A 21,745-nucleotide genomic window follows, 5' to 3' on the forward strand; every position below is an offset into this window, starting at 1 on the left:
AAAGGTTCAGGCGGCAGTCCTTTTCGTAAAAACCGCGTCCTGCGGAGAATGGAGGAGCTATGGGAGCAAAAAAACAAAAAATGTGGATTGCCTGGATTTTTATACTGCCGGTGTTATTAATCCGGGGATTTACCACAATCTATCCGTTTCTCAGCACGCTGAGAAACAGCTTTTATGATATTAAGATTCTGAAGGGAGTCAATGAATTTGCAGGACTTGGAAATTATATTCACGCATTCAGTGATAAAAAAGTAATTACTTCCATTGAATTTACATTGATTTTTGTGGTTGTATCGATGATTGGACATGTTGTGTTCGGAGTCGGGCTTGCACTGATTCTGAATATGAAGACGAAGCTGCAGCGCTTTTTACGGACAATCGTCCTGATTCCCTGGGCAATGCCTACGGTCGTAATTGGTATGGCGGCGAAGTGGGCGTTTAATGATAAATATGGACTGATTAATGACCTCATCCGGCGGTTCGTGGATGACTTTTCCCTGAGCTGGCTTGTCAATACGGATACGGCAAGAATCGCGGTTATTCTGGTAGATTTATGGAAGGACCTCCCTTATTTTGCTATTCTGGTTCTTTCCGGAATGCAGTTTATTTCCGGAGAGATATATGAGGCGGCCAGGGTGGATGGAGCGACAAAGGTGCAGAGCTTTTTTAAGATTACATTGCCGCTGATTTTAAAGAATGTCGTGACGCTTTGCATTCCGTTTACTATGTGGCGTCTTACTATGTTCGACCTTGTGTATGCCATGACTTCGGGAGGACCGGGCGAGGATACGGCGCTGATTGCTTACCGGATCACAACAGAAGCCTTTACGAACCTGAATATCGGGTATGCATCGGCTCTCGCGATAATGCTGTTGATTGTTATGCTGATATTCAGCGCGCTGAATATGAAGCTGGTTAGTAAAATGGAGAGTTAGGAGGAGACGCTGTGAATAAGGAGCTTGTTTATAAAAAGGTATTTGGTACAGTGATGAGGGGGCTGCTGATTTTTGTGGTGTCATTTATCATTCTTCTTCCGCTGTACTGGATATTTATTTCGTCCATCACACCATCTGCGGAGCTGTTTCAATCGCCGATAGATTATCTGCCGGACCATCCGACGCTGGAAAATTACAAATATCTGATTGAGAATGTAGGTTTGCTGGAAAAGGTGGGAAATACGGTTATTATCGTGGGACTGACGATTCTGGTAAGTACCGTTCTGTGTGTACTGGCGGCGTATGCATTCTCCAGATTTAAATCCAGAACGGTTTCCCTGGCTTTTGGCTTTATAATCGCAACGATGCTGATACCGGATATTGTACTTGCGCGTCCTTTATATACGTTTATGCAGGAGGTAAAGCTGTACGATACATATCCGGGGCTGATTATCCTGTATATCAGCGCGGTCATCCCCTTTACTGTGCTGATTCTCCGCAATTTTGTCGGGGAAATCCCGGAGGCGCTGGAGGAGGCGGCCGCTATAGACGGGGCGACTTTACTGCAGAGGGTATTTTATGTTATAATTCCGTTGATGAAACCGGCGATAGCGACCGTTTGTATTATCAATTTTATTACGTGTCTGAATAACTTTTTTACACCGCTGTTTTTTGCGAATAATATTCAGGTGCTGTCGGTATCCATTGTACAGCTTCCGCTGCGCAATAATATGTATGCGGTTCCGTGGGACCTGGTCAGCGCTATGGGCTGGATTATTTTGCTGCCGATTATTATTTTTGTGGCAGTTTTCGAAAAACAGATTATGGAAGGTATTATGGCGGGAGGAGTAAAGGCATGAATGATTTTATCAATAATATGAGTACACTGATGTTTCAGAAGAAGGGACAGAGCAGGGCGATTAATCAGGAAAATCCCACCGGAGAAAAGGGAAAGGGCGGAATGGCGGCAAGCCATCTGGGACCGGGACGCAAAGGCTCACCGTGTATGCGCGGGGTAAAACCGGGAGAGACGAGAGTGCTGGCGGAAATAGAGGGCTGCGGCGTAATCCAGCATATCTGGATTACAGTAGCGGACCGGACGGACAGCGATTATTTTGTTTTGCGGGATTTAGTCTTGCGGATGTACTGGGATGATGAAGAGGAGCCGTCGGTGGAGAGCCCGCTGGGAGATTTTTTCTGCTGCGGCTTCGGTCGGGACTGCATAGTTAATTCCATGCTGGTTGTGGTGAATCCGGCGAGGGGATTTAACAGCTATTTCCCGATGCCTTTCCGGAAAAAAGCGCGGATCACGATTGAAAACCAGCATGAAGCGGAGCTGGGGGCATTCTTTTATCAGATAGATTATACATTATATGAAGAATTGCCGGAGGATATCGCATATTTTCATGCACAGTGGCGCCGGGAAAAAATCACGGAGCTTCGAAAGGACTACACGATTCTGGATGGCGTGAAGGGAAAGGGACATTATGTGGGAACCTATATGGCGCTTGCTACGCTGGAACGCTATTGGTGGGGAGAAGGAGAACTGAAAATTTATCTGGATGGTGATGAACAGTATCCTACCATCTGCGGAACCGGAACAGAGGATTACTTCGGGGGGTCCTGGAGCTTTGCTTCTGTGGAAAATGGTGTGACGGTGGAGCATACATATAATACGCCTTTTATGGGGTATCCGTATTTCTCACGCGAGGATAACACGGTGTTTAATCAATATCACATGAATGATAAGCCGACGGAACGCGGCTTTTACCGCTGGCATATCATGGACCCTGTTTTGTTTGATGAGGATATCAAAGTTACCATCCAGCAGATTGGTGTGTGCCATAAAGGGCTTTTTGAGCGCCAGGATGATGTGTCGAGCGTGGCATACTGGTATCAGTCAGAGCCGCATAATCCGTTTCCAAAGCTGCCGCCGAAAGAAGAGCGGTGGCCGCGGTAGAATTATGGAAAAAAACTGCCCTTCGCGGGAAGATCCAAAATGGGGTTAAAAATGTGAAAAAAGATATTTGAGGAATATTGCATTTTAAAACGGTATATGCTATAATGCCAGCAGGCAAAAAGATAAAGCGTTACTCCATGCAGAGTGACAGACGAAAATCCCCCGGACGGCTATCCGGAGGATTTTCTATTCCTTTTCAATGGCGGCTTAGACCATAGGCTAGTTACCGACTATTTATCGCCGTCTAACCATTTGATGACATAGTGGCAAACTACGCCAGCCGTAACGGCAATAATAAAAGATAAAGCAAACTCCATGCAAAGCACCTCCCTCCCGTACCTGGTATCGGAGGCGGTAACAGTGGAATTGTAACATATGCTGAAAAGAATTTCAATAAACAATACAAATGCCCTGTTTTGAATGAAACGTGATTGCTCAAAAAAGCTGCCTTTGGCAATTAAACTTGCCAGGGCAGTTTTTTAATTTTATACAAGCCATGCACCTCGATTCCGCATGTACCATGCTCCATCTCGGTTGACGGCTGCGCCGTATGCCGGGTTTCTGCATCAGAAACGCCTGCAGGCAAGCCTGCGCGTTCTATGCAGAAATCCGGCGCATGGCTTTGAGCTTTACAAAAATATTCAACCAAAATCTATAAAACACAGCTTGTAGTGCCGCCTATTTTTGGTGTATACTATACAATACAATAGAATGCTTCCGGATTTTTCTGCGTTTTGCACATATGAAGCAATCGTTTAAGCAGGTTTTTGCATTTGGCTGCAAAGACTGCAAGAAGATGGTGAGGGGCAGAAATCCGGAAAATAATTTATGCTTACAGGAGGGTTAAAATGAAAGCAGCAAAGGATTATAAGTTTTGGTTCTGCACAGGTTCACAGGACTTGTATGGAGACGAGTGCCTGGCACATGTGGCGGAGCATTCCAGAATTATTGTTGATGCGTTAAATAAATCGGGTGTGCTTCCGTATGAGATTGTCTGGAAGCCGACGCTGATTACCAATGAGCTTATCCGCAAAACGTTCAACGAGGCAAATGCGGATGAGAACTGCGCGGGCGTGATTACCTGGATGCACACGTTTTCTCCGGCGAAATCCTGGATTCTGGGACTGCAGGAGTTCCGGAAGCCGCTTCTGCATTTCCATACGCAGTTTAACCGCGAGATTCCGTATGACACCATCGATATGGACTTTATGAACGAAAACCAGGCGGCGCACGGCGACCGCGAGTACGGTCATATCGTATCCCGCATGGGCATTGAACGGAAGATTATCGTTGGTTACTGGGAGGACCGCGATGTGCAGGAGAAAATCGCGTCCTGGATGCTGACAGCTATCGGAATCATGGAGAGCAGCCACATCCGCGTGTGCCGTATCGCTGACAATATGAGAAATGTTGCCGTGACGGAGGGCGATAAGGTAGAGGCGCAGATTAAATTCGGATGGGAAATCGATGCTTATCCGGTGAACGAGATCGCAGAGTATGTGGCGGCGGTTCCGCAGGGCGAGATTAACGCGCTGGTGGAGGAATACTACAGCAAATACGACATCATCCTGGAGGGCAGGGACCCGCAGGAATTCCGGGAGCATGTTGCGGTGCAGGCGGGCATCGAAATCGGATTTGAAAAATTCCTGGAGGAAAAAAATTATCAGGCAATCGTTACGCATTTCGGCGACCTTGGCTCCTTGAAGCAGCTTCCGGGACTTGCCATCCAGCGTCTGATGGAGAAGGGCTATGGCTTCGGCGGCGAGGGCGACTGGAAGACGGCGGCGATGGTGCGCCTGATGAAGATTATGACGGCGGGCGTGAAGAATCCGAAGGGTACCTCCTTCATGGAGGATTATACATACAATCTGGTGCCGGGCAAGGAAGGCGTTCTGGAAGCGCATATGCTGGAGGTTTGCCCGTCAGTTGCGGACGGTCCGATTGGCATCAAGGTTTGCCCGCTTTCGATGGGAGACCGTGAGGATCCGGCGCGTCTGGTATATACCTCAAAGACCGGTCCGGCGATTGCCACATCCCTGATTGACCTGGGCAACCGTTTCCGTCTGATTATCAATGAGGTAGAGTGCAAAAAGGTGGAGAAACCGATGCCGAAGCTGCCGGTTGCTACCGCATTCTGGACGCCGTATCCGGATTTAAAGACCGGTGCGGAGGCATGGATCCTTGCAGGCGGCGCACACCACACCGCGTTCAGCTACGACCTGACGGCAGAGCAGATGGGCGACTGGGCTGCCGCGATGGGTATCGAGGCAGTTTATATTGACAAAGATACGACCATCCGCAACTTCAAACGTGACCTGCAGCTTGGCAATATCGTATACCGTTAAGGCGGGGCACATCCCGGACACAAAGGTGTGAGTTGCTGCGAACGGAGTGAACAGTGACAGGAGAGCCGTACATTCTGGCGATACAGAGGCGGCGCCCCGGAGTGCACCTATCATATATCAGGAGGAAAGAAAAAATGAGCAGAGAGATTAATCTTATTAAAGAGGATATACAGAACGCAAAGACCGCGCTTGGTATCGAATTTGGTTCGACCAGAATCAAGGCGGTGCTTATCGATTCCGAGAGCAATCCGATTGCGGCGGGCAGCCACGAGTGGGAGAACCGTCTGGAATACAATGTGTGGACTTACAGCCTGGAGGACGTATGGGCAGGACTGCAGGATGCCTATGCGGATATGGCGGCGGATGTAAAGGCAAAATATGACCTGGAGCTTACGAACATCGGCGCTATCGGATTTTCCGCGATGATGCACGGCTATATGGTATTTAACAGCCAGGACGAGCTGCTGGTGCCGTTCCGCACCTGGAGAAATACCATGACGGGCGAGGCGGCTGGAAAGCTGTTTGATCTGTTCAACTACAACATCCCGCAGAGATGGAGCATCGCGCATCTCTATCAGGCGATTTTAAACGGCGAGGAGCATGTAAAGGACATCACTTATCTTACCACGCTGGCGGGCTACATCCACTGGCAGATGACCGGCGAGAAGGTGCTCGGCGTGGGCGATGCTTCCGGTATGTTCCCGATCGACCCGAAGACGAAGGACTACGATGAGACGATGGTGCAGAAATTTGACGCGCTGGTAGCGGACAAACACTTCCCGTGGAAGCTGCGCGATATCCTGCCGAAGGTACTGGTGGCAGGCGAGAAGGCGGGCGTGCTGACCGAGGAGGGTGCAAAGCGTCTGGATGTGAGCGGAAAGCTGCAGGCAGGTATCCCGGTATGCCCGGCGGAGGGCGACGCTGGCACCGGCATGGCGGCGACCAACAGCGTAAAGCAGCGTACCGGAAATGTTTCCGCAGGAACCTCTGTTTTTGCGATGGTGGTTCTGGAGAAGGAGCTTTCCAAAGCATATCCGGAGCTTGACCTTGTCACCACGCCGGACGGCAGCCTGGTGGCGATGGTACACTGCAACAACTGCACCTCCGACCTGAATGCATGGGTAGGGCTTTTCCGTGAATTTATGGAGACCTGCGGCATGGAGGTCGATATGAATAAATTATTCGGCACCCTGTACAACAAGGCGATGGAGGGCGACAAGGACTGCGGCGGTCTGCTGTCCTGGTGCTACTTCTCCGGCGAGCCGGTGACAGGCTTCGACGAGGAGGGGCGTCCGCTGTTCGTGCGCACGCCGGATGCGAAATTCAACCTGGCAAACTTTATGCGCACCCATCTGTACAGCTCGCTGGCAGCGCTGAAAATCGGTATGGATATCCTCTTTGAGCAGGAGCATGTGGAGCTGGATGAGCTGATGGGACATGGCGGTCTGTTCAAGACAAAGGGCGTCGGACAGAGTATCATGGCAGCGGCGGCAAACGTTCCTGTTACCTGCATGGAAACCGCAGGCGAGGGCGGCGCATGGGGCATCGCGCTTCTGGCGGCTTACATGAAGAACAAGGAAGAGGGCGAGACGCTGGAAGCATATCTGAGCAACCGCGTATTTGCCGGACAGAAGGGCGAGACGCTGAAACCGGATGCTGCGGATGTGGAAGGCTTCAACCGTTACATCGAACACTATAAAAAGGCAATGGCGGTAGAGCGCGCGGCGGTAGAGACCGTATAAAGCATAAAGGCGGGGTGAAAAGATGTTAGAGGATTTAAAAAAACGTGTATACGAAGCAAATATGCTGCTTCCGAAATATGGACTGGTAACATTTACCTGGGGAAATGTCAGCGAGATTGACCGTGAAATGGGTATCTTTGCGATTAAGCCGAGCGGCGTGGATTATGATAAGCTTACGCCGGACGACATGGTGCTGATGGATCTGAACGGCAATAAGGTGGAGGGAAACTACAATCCCTCCTCCGATACGGCGACACATCTGGAGCTTTATAAGGCGTTTGAGAAAATCGGCGGCGTGGTACATACGCATTCGCCGTGGGCGACAAGCTGGGCGCAGGCAGGACGCGCGATTCCCTGCTACGGCACAACGCACGCGGATTATATTTACGGCGAGGTGCCCTGTGCGCGCTGCCTTACCGGAGAAGAATTTAAGCAGTACGAAAGAAATACCGGTCTTCTGATTGTAGAATGCTTCCGCGACCGGGATTACGAGGCGGTTCCGGCGGTGCTCTGCAAAAATCACGGACCGTTTACCTGGGGCAAGGACGGACATGAGGCGGTCCACAATGCCGTTGTTCTGGAGGAAGTGGCAAAGATGGCGGCGCGCTGCGAAATGATCAATCCGCAGGTGCAGCCGGCGCCGCAGGAGCTGCAGGATAAGCATTATTACAGAAAGCACGGAGCGAACGCCTACTACGGGCAGGGAAAATAACAGATGTTAAAGGTATTTTTGGTAGAAGACGAAGTAGTCATGCGGAATGGCATCAAAAACAACATTCCGTGGGAAAAAGAAGGATTCGAATTTGTAGGGGAGGCCAGCGACGGAGAGCTGGCCTATCCGCTTATAAAGAAGGAAAAACCGGATATTCTGATTACGGATATCAAGATGCCGTTTATGGACGGACTGGAGCTCAGCCGCATTGTCAAAAAGGAGATGCCGCAGATAAAAATACTGATTCTGAGCGGCTACAACGAATTTGACTACGCCAAGCAGGCGATCAACATCGGCGTCACGCAGTATCTCTTAAAGCCCATCAGCTCGGCAAAGCTTCTGGAGGCGGTGAAGGAGGTTGGCGCGCTCATTGAGAAGGAGCGGGAATATGAGCGCATGATGGAGCGCTACAAAAAAGAGATGGAGGAAAATGTCCATCTGGAGCAGCAGAAGCTCTGGAATGCGCTGGTGGCGAACAAGCTGACGACAGCGGAGCTTCTGGAGGGCGGTCAGAAGGTCGGGATGGACTTTACGGCATCCGCCTATCTGGTGTTTCTCTTTAAGATCATGCAGGGCGGCGATTCCACCGGCTGCTCAAAGGACACCATAGAGGTCTCTGATAAGATCCTGGAGCTGAGCGCCGGCTGGGACAGCGTGCTCACCTTTGAGCGGAGCTCGGAGGGGTGGGTGTTCCTTATTAAGGCGCAGTCGGAGGAGGAAGCGCAGGAATGTCTGGATGGATGCAGGCGGCAGCTCACGGAGCTGGTGGGCGGATATCCGGCGCTGGAATATTTCGGCGGAATCGGCACGGTGGTGCGCCGTCTGGGTGATATTCCGCTCTCCTATCGCGAAGCGTGCAAAGCGTTTGCCAGCCGTTTTTTTACGGAGCCGAACCAGATTCTGTATTCCACAGATGTCCCGCGGCTTCATCACGGGGAGGACAATCCGATTGACGTCAGCAGTATGCGCCCCAAGAAAATGGAGCGTGAGCTGGTGGACAAATTTCTGCGCAGCGGCACGCTGGAGGAGGTAGATAACTTCCTGAATGAATACTTCCTGGATATCGGTGAGCAGAATTACCAGTCGATGCTGTACCGCCAGTATGTGGTGATGGATCTGTATTTTACGGCGACGGATTTTCTGGCGGACCTTAAAATCAGTCTGGACGATATGCCGGAGGACTGCCGCGATATCAATGAGATCGTGGCGGCGGCGACCTCGCCGGAGAGTATGCGGGAGCGGACCGGCAGGCTGTTTTCGGAGACATTGAAGTTACGCGACCGCCATTCCATGAAGCGCTACAGCGCGGTGCTGGAGGAGGCGCGCGCCTTTATCCAGGAAAACTACCAGCGGGAGGATATGTCGCTGAACACTGTGGCGTCGCAGGTGAACATCAGCCCCAGCTACTTCAGCGCCATCTTCAGCGCGGAGACCGGGCAGACCTTTGTGGAATATCTGACGCAGGTGCGTCTGGACAAGGCCAAGGAGCTGCTGATGTGCTCCAGTATGCGCACGGCGGAAATCGGCTACGAGGTCGGCTACAAGGATTCGCATTATTTCAGCTATATTTTTAAGAAAATCGTGGGCTGCAGCCCGAAGGACTATAAAAACCGCAGGAAAGAGTAGAGATTATGATGCACAAAGGCTCCTCACTTAACAAACGTATCAATGTTCTGCTGGTGGTCTGTTTTGTACCGCTGACAATCGTGGCAGTATACCTGCTTTCTCTTGTGCTGCGCTTTTCCGAGCGTTACGATGCCATCGTATCCAACATCACACAGGCAAATGAGTACAATATCAGCTTTAAAGAGGATGTGGACTATACGATGTATGTCATCGTGGCAAACTCGGAGCGGGCGGAGGAGCTGGTGGATACGGAGCTTCCCAACCGCTTGATCACGCAGGCGCGCCGGGCGTTTGAGGGGCTGGCGGAGGAGGCGGACGGCGATTACGCGAAAAACCAGCTCGCCAGGATCGTAAAGTCGCTGGATACGCTGGAGGACCGGGTGACGGAGATTAAGCAGGACGCGCAGATCAGCGGCATGTACGATAAAAACATGGAGCGGCTGGATCTGGATATCCGCATTCTCACCCAGCTTATCCAGGAGCAGATTCAGGAATATATTTACCACGAGGCAACGAATCTGGAGGCGCTGCGCGCGGGGGTACGCGCAGACGTGGCGCTGGCGGTGCGGCTCAGTATTCTGATCATCGCGGTAGTGCTTGTTGGCGCGCTGGTGCTGGGCAGGAAAATCACACGCCACCTCACAAGCGGTATCCAGCAGCTCCGCACTGTGACGAAAAAGGCGGGGCACGGGGACTTTACCGTGCGCGCCGGGCTGGAGGACAGCGATGAGGAACTGGCGGAGCTGGGCGAGGGCTTCAACCAGATGGTCGAGCGCATCGGCAATCTGGTGGAGGATATCCGCGTGGAGCAGCTCAACCTGCGGTCGATGGAGCTGAAGCTTCTGCAGGCGCAGATTAATCCGCATTTTCTTTATAACACGCTGGATACGATTGTCTGGCTGGCGGAGGCGAACCAGACGGAGCAGGTGGTCATGATGGTGACGGCGCTGTCGGACTTTTTCCGCACGACCCTGAGCAAGGGGCGCGACTACATCACGGTGCAGGAAGAAGAATCGCACATCCGCAGCTATCTGAAAATCCAGCAGTTCCGCTACCAGGATATTCTGGATTATGAGATTGATATTCCGGAGGAAATGCATCACTACCAGATCTTAAAGCTGACATTGCAGCCGCTGGTGGAAAATGCGCTCTATCACGGCATAAAGAACAAGCGCGGCAAGGGGCGCATCCTGGTGACCGGCTATCTGGAATCCGGCAGGATGGTATTTCTGGTGCAGGACAACGGGCAGGGCATGACCGGCGAGCGGCTGGCGCAGGTGCAGCGGGAAATGAACAAAAACGAGACGGATACGGGCGACCCGTCCGGCTTCGGGCTGTTCAATGTGGTGCAGCGCATCAAGCTCAACTATGGTGCACAATACGGCATCTGGATTTCCAGCACTTTTATGGAAGGAACCGAGGTGCGCGTGGAGCTGCCCGCTATAAAAAACTAACTTTTATCTAAAAAAAACAAACTTTAGAAGAAAAAACGTACAAATTAAACAAAAAATATTGTACGAATTCCGGAAATCCTTCTGTTTCTTTTTTCTCCTGGACAGTGTAAACTACTATCATAGCCGGAAGGGCTGGAGAACGAAAAAAAAGAACAGGAGGATTTTTCAAATGAACAAAAAGGTTTTAGGTATGTTAGCATGTACAGCAGTTGCAGCTTCTATGGCAGTAGGTGTATCCGCAGAAGGCGACCTGATCACGATTGGCTACGCACAGGTAGGACATGAGTCTGACTGGCGTACTGCAAACACCAAGAATTATGAGGATGTTTTCTCAGAGGAAAACGGATATGAGCTGTCTCTGATTGACTGCGACAATGACAACGCAAAGCAGCTGGAAGCAGTTCGTAACTTCATCACACAGGGAATGGACTACATCGTTATCGCTCCGATCCAGTCCGCAGGATGGGACACAGTGCTGCAGGAAGCACAGGATGCAGGTATCCCGGTTATCATCGCTGACCGTGAAATCGAAGCAGACGCTTCCATGTATGACGCATGGGTTGGAACCGCTCCGTATGATGAGGGTGTTACAGCAGGAAACTGGCTGGCAGAACAGCTTGACGGCGCAGAAGCAAAGATTCTTCAAATTGAAGGTTCTGTAGGCGCATCCGCAGCAATCGGACGTACAGATGGTTTCGCAGAGGTTATGGCAGAGCATTCCGAGTGGGAGCTGCTGGATTCCCAGTCCGGTGATTTCACACAGGACGGCGGACAGGCTGTTATGGAATCTTTCATCAAGACCTATGAAGGACAGTTCAACGTAGTTGTTTGCCAGAATGATAACGAAGCATACGGCGCAATGGATGCAATGGATGCTGCAGGTATTACATATGGTGTTGGCGGCGATGTTATCCTTATCTCCTACGATGCTACACATGACGGACTTCAGTACACACTGGACGGCAAGATCAACCTTGACGTAGAGTGCAACCCGATTCAGGCTGAAACAGTTAAGGGCGTTATCGAGCAGATGGAAGCTGGCGAAGATTTCGAAGCAACCACACTTATCACAGATGAAGCATTCTGTGCACCGGGTATCGAGAGCGAATTTGCAACAACTATGACAGAAGAGATTCTGGCAGGTCGTGCATACTAATTTCTGCTGACTGATTCAGATTAAGTGAAAGAAACGGGAGGGGAGAGCATCCCAGTAAATGGGTACCTCCCCTCTTTTTTATGGTGTAGGAAGGAGGAAGTGTGTTGGAAGCTGGTGTAGTATTAAAAATGCAGGGGATCTGCATGACATTCCCTGGCGTAAAGGCGCTTGACCACGCCTGCCTTACTTTGAGAAAAGGCGAAATACGTGCACTGATGGGAGAAAACGGAGCCGGCAAATCGACGCTTATCAAGTGTCTGACCGGTGTAAACAAATTTGAAGCCGGGGAAATTTATCTGGATGGCTTTGATAAGCCGATTGTAAATAAGGACACGATGGATGCACAGAATAAGGGTATCGCGACCGTGTATCAGGAAGTAAACCTGTGTCCGAACCTTTCTGTTGCGGAAAATCTTTATATCGGCAGAGAGCCGCTGACAAAAATCGGTACGGTAAACAGAAAAGCAATGAACCGGCGGGCGGAAGAGCTCATGAAAGAGCTGGAGCTTGATGTTGATGTGACAAGAAATCTGGAAGATTATTCGCTGGCGCTGCAGCAGATGATTGCAATCGCGCGTGCGGTGGATATGGACAGCAAGGTGCTGATTCTGGACGAGCCGACTTCTTCTCTGGACGACCGTGAAGTGGAAAAGCTGTTTGTGATGATGCGCCGTCTGAAAGCCAAGGGTGTGGGCATCATCTTTGTTACCCATTTCCTGGAGCAGGTGTATGCGGTGTGCGACGCAATCACGGTGCTCAGAAACGGGCAGCTTGTCGGTGAGTATGACATCGCAGATCTGCCGCGTGTAAAGCTGGTTGCGGCGATGATGGGTAAAGACTTTGATGACCTTGCTTCGATTAAGAAAGAAGGAAGCGGCGACAAGCGCAAAGAGCCGCTGGTAATTGAGGCGAAGGGAATGAGCCATGCAGGAACGATTAAACCGTTTGACCTGGAAATCCATAAAGGAGAGGTTATCGGTCTGACCGGTCTTCTGGGCTCCGGGCGCAGCGAGCTGGCGCGCGTTATCTACGGCGCGGACAGAAACCAGACCGGTACGCTGAAGGTAAAAGGAAAAGAAGTAAAGATTAAAAATCCGATTGACGCCATGAATCTGGGAATGGGACTTCTTCCGGATGACCGGAAAGCGGAGGGTATTATCGGAGATTTATCTGTGCGTGAAAATATCATTCTGGCGCTTCAGGCGAAGGCGGGCATCATGAAGCGCATTCCGATGGCGAAGCAGATTGAAATTGCGGATAAGTATATCGATCTGCTGCAGATTAAGACGGCAAGCCGTGAAACGCTGATCAAGCAGCTCTCCGGCGGTAACCAGCAGAAGGTAATTCTGGCGCGCTGGCTGGCGACGGATCCGGATTTCCTTATTCTGGATGAGCCGACACGCGGTATTGATATCGGAACAAAGACAGAAATCCAGAAGCTGGTTCTGAAGCTGGCGGATGAAGGAAAGAGCCTGATTTTCATCTCATCGGAAATTGAAGAAATGCTCCGTACCTGCAACCGTATGGCGGTTCTGCGCGACGGCGCCAAGGTAGGAGAGATTGAGGAAAGGGATATGAACCAGATGAATGTCATGAAAGCGATTGCAGGAGGTGACAGTAATGAGTAGTTTGAAAAAGATAACGCAGAAGCGTCTGTTTCTTCCGATTTTCAGTATGATTCTCGTTATGCTGATTAACGTGGTCTACGATGTGGCATGTGGAAACCCGCCGCTTAATTTCTTTACGATTACGATTAAAAACGGAGTGCTGTACGGTCGTCTGATCGATATCCTGAACCGTGGAACGGAAGCGGCAATTCTGGCAATCGGTATGACGCTGGTAGTATCTTCTTCAGCAGGAACGGATATCTCGGTAGGTTCCGTTATGAGTCTGTACGGCGGTATGTGCTGTATGCTGCTGGCAGGATACGGAAATACCAATGTTTCCAATTATGCGGTTCCGCTGATTGTCGGTATTGGTGCAGGTCTTTTAACTGCCTGTGTCTGCGGTCTGTTTAACGGATTTCTGGTTGCCTATATGAATATCCAGCCTATGGTGGCGACGCTGATACTATGGTCGGCAGGGCGAGCCATCGGTCTGCTTCTGTGTAACAGCCAGATTGTGTATGTGCGTGTACCGTCCTTCCAGAGAATCGGCGGTTATGTGGGATTTATGCCAACCCCGATCATTATTGCGGCGGCATGTATTCTGGTCGCGGCGCTGGTACTGAAATTTACAGCGCTTGGCACGTATATCCAGAGCGTCGGCATCAATAAGAAGGCTTCCCGTATCGCCGGATTTAATTCTGCAAAAATTATTCTTCTCTGTTATGTTATCTGCGGTCTCTGTGCAGGTCTGGCAGGTATGGTGGCAACCTCCCGCATTTATTCCGCCGATACCAATAACATCGGTCTGAATATGGAGCTGGATGCGATCCTGGCAGTTGCACTCGGCGGCAACAGCCTTGGCGGCGGTAAATTTAACCTGGCAGGCTCTCTGATCGGTGCCTACACGATTCAGGCAATCGATACGACGCTGCTGGCACTTGGTGTTTCCACGGCGCAGTCCCCGGTATTTAAGGCAATCGTCGTAATTCTGATCGTTGTTATCCAGTCGGAACCGGCAAAGGATTTCTTTAAGAGGCTGGGCAAAAAGAGAGAAATGGCAAAGGGGGCGACACAGGCATGAAGAAAAAGATAAACAGCAATAGTCTGTTGCTGCTGATTACCGTTGTGCTGTTTATAGTGATGTATGCAGCGGGCTGTATTGTTTATGCGTCCAAGGGATTTACCCATTTGCAGACGTTCCTCAATATTCTGATTAACAATGCCGGACTTATCTGCGTTGCCAGTGGTATGACCTGCGTCATGCTGACGGGAGGTATTGATATCTCGGTTGGTTCTCTGGTTGCGATGGACTGTATGATTCTGGCGGTCGGCATTGAGCAGTGGGGCTGGAGCAGCCCGGCGCTGATGCTGCTTGTTCTGGCAATCGGTCTGGTTTTCGGTCTGGTACAGGGCTTCTGTATCGCTTATCTGGATATTCAGCCGTTCATCGTTACGATGGCGGGTATGTTCTTTGCCAGAGGTATGACGGCAGTAATCTGCAGAAACCAGGTAAGTATTGTTTCTGATAAGATTTTTACCACGCTGTCAAGTCTGAAGATTGAGCTTCCGTTTGGCGGCTATGAGAACAAGAAGGGTATCATGCAGATGCCGTATCTGCGTGTAACGGTTATCGTTGCACTGATTGTGGTGGTACTTGTTTACCTGATGCTGAAATATACAAAGTTCGGACGCAGCATCTATGCAATCGGCGGCAACCAGCAGTCTGCTACACTGATGGGACTGAACGTAAAGAAAACAAAGCTGAAGGCATATGTTCTTTCCAGCTTCCTCACTTCGATTGGCGGAATCTGCTATTGTCTGAATACGATGGCGGGCACCACGCAGCAGGCGCAGGGTCTGGAAATGAGCGCGATTTCCTCGGCGGTTATCGGCGGTACGCTGCTGACGGGCGGTGTCGGAAACGTGTTTGGTTCTCTTGTGGGTGTGCTGATTAACGGTACCATTTCGTCGCTGGTTAAGACGAACGGTAAGCTGATTAGCTCCTGGTCGAATATTATTACGGCAATCCTGTTGTGCTTCTTTATCATTCTGCAGAGTATTTTTGCAAAAATCAAGGACAGCAAGAAATAAGATATGGAAATTTTCTGGAGAGGAACTGCGGTTGGCGGTTCCTCTTTTTTGCGGGATATGCTATGATAGAGAAAATGTGAAACAGGAAGGATTTCGGGAAAAGAATGCGGATGAGAAGAGTAATTGCGGCGGGCGCGGCGCTGCTGCTCTGCGGCGGATGTGCGGCGACGGACGAGCAGGAAAGAGAAGTATACACAGGGATGCAGGAGATGTCGGAGGTTGACGAAAATCTGATTGTGGTGGGATTTTCGCAGGTGGGTTCGGAATCAGACTGGCGCAATGCCCATACGCAGTCGGTGAAAGAGGCTCTGACAGAGGAAAATGGATTTTATCTGATTTTTGAGGATGCGCAGCAGAAGCAGGAAAATCAGATTAAGGCGGTGCGCAGTTTTATTCTGCAGGAGGTGGACTATATTGTATTGGCGCCGATCGTGGAGACCGGATGGGAAGCGGTCCTGCAGGAGGCGAAGGATGCCGGAATACCGGTGATTCTGGATGACCGTCTTGCGGATGTGGATGAGGAGCTCTATACCTGCTGGGTGGGTACCAACGCGGAAAAAGAGGGGGAGGATGCCGGGCTCTGGCTGGCGGATTATCTGGAGAAAGAGGGACGAGATGAGGAGGAAATAAATATTGTTACGGTGCAGGGAACGGCGGGGGCAACTGCGCAGATTGGACGCACAGACGGATTTCAAAAGATACTGAAGCAGCATGACAACTGGAAGATGCTGGACAGAATGGACGGCGACTTCACGCAGGCGAAGGGGCAGGAGGTCATGGAAACGCTGCTTGCAAAGTATGACGATATTGATGTGGTGGTCTGCGAAAATGACAACATGGCATTCGGCGCGGTGGATGCCATCAGGGCGGCAGGCAGAACCTGCGGACCGGACGGCGATATCATCATTATCTCCTTCGATGCGGTAAGCGCGGCGTTTGACGCCATGATAGCGGGGGAAATCAACGCGGTATTCGAGTGTAATCCGCTGCATGGTCCCAAGCTGCAGGAAATCATAACATCCCTGGAGGCGGGGAAAACCGTCGATAAAATCCAGTACATGGAGGAAGCATATTTCGATACCACAATGGATCTGGAAAGCATCAGGAAGGAGCGGGCGTATTAAAAGCCCTATAAAAATGTGATTTCCGCTGCTATTCATAAAATGCATAAATACATGAAGTTATCTGAATTTGACGCGGATGGAAGAAAGTGTTAAACTATCGTGGAACAAAAGCCGGGGATATTTTCCGGCTGGAAGAAGGAGATTTAAGGACATGAACAAAATCAGAATTGGAATTGTGGGCTACGGAAATATCGGACGCGGCGTGGAAGCCGCCATTAAACAGAACGAGGACTGCGAGCTGGCAGGCGTGTTTACGCGCCGCGACCCGGCTTCGGTAAAGATTTCCACGGAGGGTGCAAAGGTGTATGCTTATGACGAGCTTGCGTCGAAGAAAGATGATATTGACGTCTGCATCATCTGCGGCGGAAGCGCCACGGACCTTCCGAAGCAGACACCGGAAATTGCAAAGCTGTTTAATGTAATTGACAGCTTTGATACGCACGCCAGGATTCCGGAGCATTTCGCAAATGTGGACGCGGCTGCGAAGGAGAGTGGTCACGTCGGGATTATTTCTGTTGGCTGGGATCCGGGTCTGTTTTCTCTGAACCGTCTGTACGGCAATGCAATTCTGCCGCAGGGTAAGGATTACACCTTCTGGGGCAGAGGCGTCAGCCAGGGGCATTCCGACGCTATCCGCAGAGTGGAAGGTGTGCTTGATGCAAGACAGTATACCGTTCCGGTGGAAAGCGCGGTGGAAGCGGTGCGTAATGGAGAAAATCCGGACCTGACTACCAGACAGAAGCACACCAGAGAATGCTTTGTTGTGGCAGAGGAGGGCGCAGATCTGGCGCGCATTGAGTCGGAGATTAAAAATATGCCGAACTACTTTGCGGACTACGACACAACCGTAACCTTTATCACACAGGAAGAACTGGACAAAAATCACAAGGGCATCCCGCACGGCGGTTTTGTTATCCGCAGCGGCGAGACCGGGGACGGCACAAACAAGCATATCATCGAGTATCGCCTGAAGCTGGATTCCAATCCGGAATTTACCTCCAGCGTTCTGGTGGCATATGCGCGCGCGGCAAAGCGTCTAGCGGACGAGGGAGCGTGCGGTTGCAAGACCGTATTCGACATCGCACCGGCGTACCTCTCCCCGAAGAGCGGCGAGGAGCTGCGGGCACACCTGCTGTAACAGTTTAGTCAGCCACAGACAGGAGCTGCGGAAGCAGCGGATAGTCTGCTTTAGCAGGCGGTCTGTGATCTGCATGGCTGACGCTTGAACAGTAACCTGTGCTGAAAAACTAGTTGAAAAACTTTGCAGGATTGTGTGAAAAATACTTGACGGATTTTCCGATAAATAGTATACTTAGGAAGTGGACGAAACAAGTCCGCTTCCTGTGGGATCTTAGCTCAGCTGGGAGAGCATCTGCCTTACAAGCAGAGGGTCATAGGTTCGAGCCCTATAGGTCCCACTTTTTATGTATTATCAGCATCATGGGGCAGACACAGCCGCCCCGGAATATAACATGGCGGAATAGCTCAGTTGGCTAGAGCACACGGTTCATACCCGTGGTGTCGAGAGTTCAAATCTCCCTTCCGCTACTTGAAGCTCTGACAGATGCCGGAGCGTGAAAGGACTCCTGCTATTGAGCGGGAGTTTTTTGTTGCTGTCGCGATGGAAGACATAAATGCCACCGGAAATGCAGCTATAAAAGCGTGAATCCAGGACAGGAAAAGTGCCGCATTTTTATCTTTTCAGGACGGAAATGGTCGATTTGCTGACTGTTTCCACTGATACTGTGTAATTAATTTATATTTTTTGCATAATTTTTCACGAAATCTTCACAAAATATTATGATTCTGAATATTGTTTTTTTGAAAATATGTGCTAAAATATGATTCGTAATAAAGAGATATGCATTTTTTGGAAGCATATGATTTTGAGGAGGATTTTGAAATGAAGAAGAGAGTATTTGCTTTATTAGCAGTAGCAGCAGTAGTAGGTATGGTAGCAGTTGGATGCGGAAGCAGCAACAAGGAGACAGAAGCTACAACAACAGAGGCAGCAGCAACAACAGAAGCTACAACAGAAGCAACGACAGACGCCGCTGCAGATGAGACAGAAGCTACTACAACAGAAGCAGCTGCAGATGACACAGAAGCTGAAACAACAGAAGCTCCGGCTGATGAGGAAACAGAAGCATAAGAGTATTCTGTCAGAGTTAAGCGAACAGGAAAATGGGAAGCGCCGCAGGGATAGCCTTGCGGTGTTTTTTATTTTGTGGTAATGTGAAAGAGAATCCAATACCCCGCTGCAGGCAACGGGGTATTGACCCTCGCGGTATTCGCCAAATGCTCGTGCCCTAAAGGACTAGCCCTTGCAGGGCGTCGCAAGCACGGCGCCTGGCTCATTACTCGCGGGAATAAAAGAAAAGGAGCGGCGGTTATGAGAGTAGGAATGGGATATGATGTCCACCGGCTGACGGAGGGCAGGAAGCTGATTTTGTGCGGGGTCGAGATACCATATGAAAAGGGACTGCTCGGTCATTCGGATGCCGATGTTGCGGTTCATGCGATTATGGATGCATTGCTCGGAGCGGCGGCGCTGGGGGATATCGGAAAGCATTTTCCGGATACAGATGCGCAGTATGCGGGTATTTCCAGCATTCTGCTGCTGAAGCGCGTGGGCGACCTGCTGGAAGAAAATAATTATATAATAGAAAACATAGACGCAACGATTATCGCGCAGCGCCCGAAGCTGCTGCCTTACATGCCGCAGATGGTGAAGAATGTGGCAGAGGCGCTCGGCATCGAGGAGAACCAGGTGAATATCAAGGCGACGACAGAGGAGGGGCTGGGCTTTACCGGAAACGGCGAGGGAATATCGGCGCAGGCAATCTGCCTGCTGATGCCGCTGGTGGATATTTCACAGATGGAATACGATTATATGAGCACAGGTGGCTGCGGTGGGGGTTGTCAGAGCTGCGGCGGCTGCGGACAGGGGATCTGATATGCATAGCAGGCAGAAGGGGGAAAGGGTGTCTGATATGCATAACGGGCAGAAGGCGGGCAAAGCGTCTGATATGTATAGCAGGCAGGAGGTGGGAAAAGTGTCTGGTATAGATAGTTCGCAGAAAGTAGATGGGGGATCTGGCGTGCGGAATACGCAAAAAGTGAAAAGTGAGAGCCGTGCTCTCTGGGAGATGGTTTTTCCGGAGGACACGCAGCAGTTTCTGGATTATTATGATACATTTGTGGCGGACCATAATAAAATTTATATGGATTTTGTGGACGGGCAGGCGGTCGCCATGCTGCACCGCAATCCCTACCGGATCTGCATGGGAAATTTGCAGGCGGATACTTCCTATATAGTTGCCGTTGCTACGAGAGAGGAATACCGTCATCAGGGACGCATGAAAAAGCTGCTGCTGGAAGCGTTTGCGGACAGCTTCCGGGAGGGAGAGCCGTTTGTCTATCTGATGCCGGTATCGGAAAAAATCTATCTGCCGTTTGGATTCCGCACGGTATATTATCAGAATATACTGACGCTGGGAAGCGTATTTGCCCCGGCGGTGCCAAAAGAGGAAGAAGTGGAAGTGCGCGCTGCATCGGTAGAAGAGCCGGGCGTGACGGCGCATGGACAGGCAGTCTCCGGTGCCGGAATCCGGTGCGGTCAGAAAGTCGGTGATGGTATCGGGAGTTATGGTGGACGGGCAGCCTCCGGCGCCGGAATCCGGTATGGTCAGAGAGTCAATGATGGTGCCGGAATCATCTGCAGGCGCGCACAGCATTCACAGCTTGCCGGGCTGGCGGATTTTTCGGAGCGCGTGCTGTCGGAAAGCGGTGTGGTGCACACGAAACGCGATACCGCATACTATGAGAGAATCTGGAAGGAGCAGGAAGCGGTAAACGGCGGCATTCTTCTGTTCTATACGGAGGAAGAGCCGGATGAGGCGTGCGGCAAAACCGGATGGAACGAAGGAACAGATGAGGCGTACGGCAAAACCGAATGGCGCGAAGGAGCAGATGAGGCGTGCGGCAAAACCGGCGGGGAGATATATGCGGAAACCGGCGGGAGTAATTCCGGGATAAAGCTGCGCCTGCGGGGCTGGTGTTTTACCGGTCTTGAGGATGCGGCGGAGGTCTGGGAGCTGGTACTGGATACGAAAAATCCGTTTCTGTATGCGCAGGCGCTCCGGGCGGTAACGGAGCACTTCCGGGAGGAGCTGCCGGTAAAGGTGAGCGGGCTGCTTCCCGGTACGGAAATTGCGGGAGTTTCCAGCAGGGAATACGCCTGGCGTCCAATGACGATGGTACGCATCACAAATCTGTATGCCCTTGCGGAAAAAATCCGCGCTCCAAAGCCTTTTGCGTGCTTCCTTCATATAAAAGACGAGTGGATACCGCAAAACAACGGCTGGTTTTCTCTGCAGGTATCCGGACGCGGTGGCAGGCTGGAGAAGATAGATAATCCCGGCTCCGACGGGGCGGCGCAAGAGCCCGGAGCTTATGTGAAGGTGGCGCAGGCACAGAACGGAGTGTGCTGGGAAGCAGCGCAAGAGCAGTTCGGAGCGTGCGGGAGAGTGGTGTCAGAGCTGCCCTGCCTGGAAATGACGATACAGGAGCTGACGGACGCACTCTTTGGCATTCGTCCGCATCCGGTGCTGGAGGCGGCGGGGATAGAGCCGCTGCATCCGCTGTATTTTAACGAACTTGTGTAAGCAGGCAGTCTGTGTCGTAACAGCTCAGACAGACCTTTGCGCTTGTTGCAAAGACCATAAGAAAAAGATACAAGAGTGCAAAAATCTCATCGCTTCGCGATGGGATTTTTGCGGATAACAGGGCAGTCTGGCTGAAATGTCTGTGTTGCCATGCATACGACAAAAACGTCCAGTGAACGTTTTTTAGTCCGGCATGGATTACTGTGAACGGAGCGGACAATAACCGGTATGGCGCAGGCGGCATTGCGCTTTAAGCTGGCGCTGGAATTGAAATTGTTTGTACTTCCATGTATAATTAAGATGAAAACGAAGAATATATAATGGTC

At 51.0% G+C, this 21,745-nt stretch carries 17 protein-coding genes and 2 tRNA genes; all 19 read left to right on the top strand.

Annotation, left to right across the window (positions count from 1 at the left end; all coding sequences use genetic code 11):
- The first annotated feature begins 59 nt into the window (after positions 1-59).
- The 19 genes from NQ534_RS12800 to NQ534_RS12890 all read left to right on the top strand — a co-directional run bounded on the left by NQ534_RS12800 (position 60) and on the right by NQ534_RS12890 (position 21,419).
- Positions 60-935, top strand: a complete 876-nt coding sequence (locus NQ534_RS12800; RefSeq protein ID WP_006862957.1) for a carbohydrate ABC transporter permease — start codon at positions 60-62, stop codon at positions 933-935.
- Positions 936-988: 53 nt separating this feature from the next.
- A complete protein-coding gene (locus NQ534_RS12805) occupies positions 989-1,795 on the top strand; it encodes a carbohydrate ABC transporter permease (protein WP_050778342.1) in 807 nt (268 codons plus the stop codon).
- A complete protein-coding gene (locus NQ534_RS12810) occupies positions 1,792-2,895 on the top strand; it encodes a glycoside hydrolase family 172 protein (protein WP_006862955.1) in 1,104 nt (367 codons plus the stop codon). The genes NQ534_RS12805 and NQ534_RS12810 overlap by 4 nt, the downstream gene beginning before the upstream one ends.
- A gap of 848 nt (positions 2,896-3,743) precedes the next feature.
- Entirely contained in the window at positions 3,744-5,240 is a 1,497-nt protein-coding gene (gene araA, locus NQ534_RS12815) for an L-arabinose isomerase (RefSeq protein ID WP_006862950.1), read from the top strand.
- 134 nt (positions 5,241-5,374) lie between these two features.
- Positions 5,375-6,982: a xylulokinase gene (locus NQ534_RS12820; RefSeq protein ID WP_006862949.1), complete on the top strand. Its 1,608-nt coding sequence runs from the start codon at positions 5,375-5,377 to the stop codon at positions 6,980-6,982.
- Between the two features lie 22 nt (positions 6,983-7,004).
- Positions 7,005-7,694: an L-ribulose-5-phosphate 4-epimerase gene (gene araD, locus NQ534_RS12825; RefSeq protein WP_006862948.1), complete on the top strand. Its 690-nt coding sequence runs from the start codon at positions 7,005-7,007 to the stop codon at positions 7,692-7,694.
- Between the two features lie 3 nt (positions 7,695-7,697).
- Positions 7,698-9,320, top strand: a complete 1,623-nt coding sequence (locus NQ534_RS12830) for a response regulator (protein ID WP_006862947.1) — start codon at positions 7,698-7,700, stop codon at positions 9,318-9,320.
- 5 nt (positions 9,321-9,325) lie between these two features.
- On the top strand, positions 9,326-10,774 hold the full coding sequence (locus tag NQ534_RS12835; RefSeq protein WP_006862946.1) for a sensor histidine kinase: 1,449 nt from the start codon (positions 9,326-9,328) through the stop codon (positions 10,772-10,774).
- A 169-nt stretch (positions 10,775-10,943) separates the two neighbouring features.
- Positions 10,944-11,930, top strand: a complete 987-nt coding sequence (locus NQ534_RS12840) for an ABC transporter substrate-binding protein (protein WP_040784121.1) — start codon at positions 10,944-10,946, stop codon at positions 11,928-11,930.
- A 104-nt stretch (positions 11,931-12,034) separates the two neighbouring features.
- Complete coding sequence (locus NQ534_RS12845) at positions 12,035-13,558, top strand: sugar ABC transporter ATP-binding protein (RefSeq protein ID WP_040784119.1); 1,524 nt, start codon at positions 12,035-12,037, stop codon at positions 13,556-13,558.
- Positions 13,551-14,618 carry an ABC transporter permease gene (locus NQ534_RS12850; protein ID WP_006862943.1) on the top strand — a complete coding sequence of 356 codons (1,068 nt, stop codon included), beginning with the start codon at positions 13,551-13,553 and terminating at the stop codon, positions 14,616-14,618. The genes NQ534_RS12845 and NQ534_RS12850 overlap by 8 nt, the downstream gene beginning before the upstream one ends.
- Entirely contained in the window at positions 14,615-15,628 is a 1,014-nt protein-coding gene (locus tag NQ534_RS12855) for an ABC transporter permease subunit (RefSeq protein WP_006862942.1), read from the top strand. Before NQ534_RS12850 ends, NQ534_RS12855 begins: the two co-directional genes overlap by 4 nt.
- Before the next feature lie 104 nt (positions 15,629-15,732).
- The gene (locus NQ534_RS12860) at positions 15,733-16,752 is read left to right on the top strand and encodes an ABC transporter substrate-binding protein (RefSeq protein WP_006862941.1); all 1,020 of its coding nucleotides are present in this window, start codon (positions 15,733-15,735) and stop codon (positions 16,750-16,752) included.
- Between the two features lie 151 nt (positions 16,753-16,903).
- Positions 16,904-17,890 carry a diaminopimelate dehydrogenase gene (locus NQ534_RS12865; protein WP_040784117.1) on the top strand — a complete coding sequence of 329 codons (987 nt, stop codon included), beginning with the start codon at positions 16,904-16,906 and terminating at the stop codon, positions 17,888-17,890.
- A 207-nt stretch (positions 17,891-18,097) separates the two neighbouring features.
- A tRNA-Val gene (locus tag NQ534_RS12870) sits at positions 18,098-18,170 on the top strand.
- Positions 18,171-18,226: 56 nt separating this feature from the next.
- Positions 18,227-18,300 (top strand) — tRNA-Met (locus tag NQ534_RS12875).
- Between the two features lie 355 nt (positions 18,301-18,655).
- A complete protein-coding gene (locus tag NQ534_RS12880; protein ID WP_143115792.1) occupies positions 18,656-18,904 on the top strand; it encodes a hypothetical protein in 249 nt (82 codons plus the stop codon).
- A gap of 240 nt (positions 18,905-19,144) precedes the next feature.
- Positions 19,145-19,708: a 2-C-methyl-D-erythritol 2,4-cyclodiphosphate synthase gene (gene ispF / locus NQ534_RS12885; RefSeq protein ID WP_040784112.1), complete on the top strand. Its 564-nt coding sequence runs from the start codon at positions 19,145-19,147 to the stop codon at positions 19,706-19,708.
- Positions 19,709-19,745: 37 nt separating this feature from the next.
- Positions 19,746-21,419, top strand: coding sequence for a GNAT family N-acetyltransferase (locus NQ534_RS12890; RefSeq protein WP_207645541.1), 1,674 nt, complete (start codon positions 19,746-19,748; stop codon positions 21,417-21,419).
- Positions 21,420-21,745 lie beyond the last annotated feature (326 nt).

The organism is Marvinbryantia formatexigens DSM 14469 (assembly GCF_025148285.1).
Taxonomy (GTDB): domain Bacteria; phylum Bacillota; class Clostridia; order Lachnospirales; family Lachnospiraceae; genus Marvinbryantia; species Marvinbryantia formatexigens.

Bases quoted from the DNA above. Each gene is read 5' to 3' on its own strand.
- NQ534_RS12805 (WP_050778342.1), top strand. From the start codon at position 989: ATGAGGGGGCTGCTGATTTTTGTGGTGTCATTTATCATTCTTCTTCCG.
- NQ534_RS12855 (WP_006862942.1), top strand. From the start codon at position 14,615: ATGAAGAAAAAGATAAACAGCAATAGTCTGTTGCTGCTGATTACCGTT.
- NQ534_RS12840 (WP_040784121.1), top strand. From the start codon at position 10,944: ATGAACAAAAAGGTTTTAGGTATGTTAGCATGTACAGCAGTTGCAGCT.
- NQ534_RS12860 (WP_006862941.1), top strand. From the start codon at position 15,733: ATGCGGATGAGAAGAGTAATTGCGGCGGGCGCGGCGCTGCTGCTCTGC.
- NQ534_RS12810 (WP_006862955.1), top strand. From the start codon at position 1,792: ATGAATGATTTTATCAATAATATGAGTACACTGATGTTTCAGAAGAAG.
- araD (WP_006862948.1), top strand. From the start codon at position 7,005: ATGTTAGAGGATTTAAAAAAACGTGTATACGAAGCAAATATGCTGCTT.
- NQ534_RS12820 (WP_006862949.1), top strand. From the start codon at position 5,375: ATGAGCAGAGAGATTAATCTTATTAAAGAGGATATACAGAACGCAAAG.
- NQ534_RS12835 (WP_006862946.1), top strand. From the start codon at position 9,326: ATGATGCACAAAGGCTCCTCACTTAACAAACGTATCAATGTTCTGCTG.
- NQ534_RS12830 (WP_006862947.1), top strand. From the start codon at position 7,698: ATGTTAAAGGTATTTTTGGTAGAAGACGAAGTAGTCATGCGGAATGGC.
- NQ534_RS12880 (WP_143115792.1), top strand. From the start codon at position 18,656: ATGAAGAAGAGAGTATTTGCTTTATTAGCAGTAGCAGCAGTAGTAGGT.
- araA (WP_006862950.1), top strand. From the start codon at position 3,744: ATGAAAGCAGCAAAGGATTATAAGTTTTGGTTCTGCACAGGTTCACAG.
- NQ534_RS12850 (WP_006862943.1), top strand. From the start codon at position 13,551: ATGAGTAGTTTGAAAAAGATAACGCAGAAGCGTCTGTTTCTTCCGATT.
- NQ534_RS12800 (WP_006862957.1), top strand. From the start codon at position 60: ATGGGAGCAAAAAAACAAAAAATGTGGATTGCCTGGATTTTTATACTG.
- NQ534_RS12865 (WP_040784117.1), top strand. From the start codon at position 16,904: ATGAACAAAATCAGAATTGGAATTGTGGGCTACGGAAATATCGGACGC.
- NQ534_RS12890 (WP_207645541.1), top strand. From the start codon at position 19,746: ATGCATAACGGGCAGAAGGCGGGCAAAGCGTCTGATATGTATAGCAGG.
- ispF (WP_040784112.1), top strand. From the start codon at position 19,145: ATGAGAGTAGGAATGGGATATGATGTCCACCGGCTGACGGAGGGCAGG.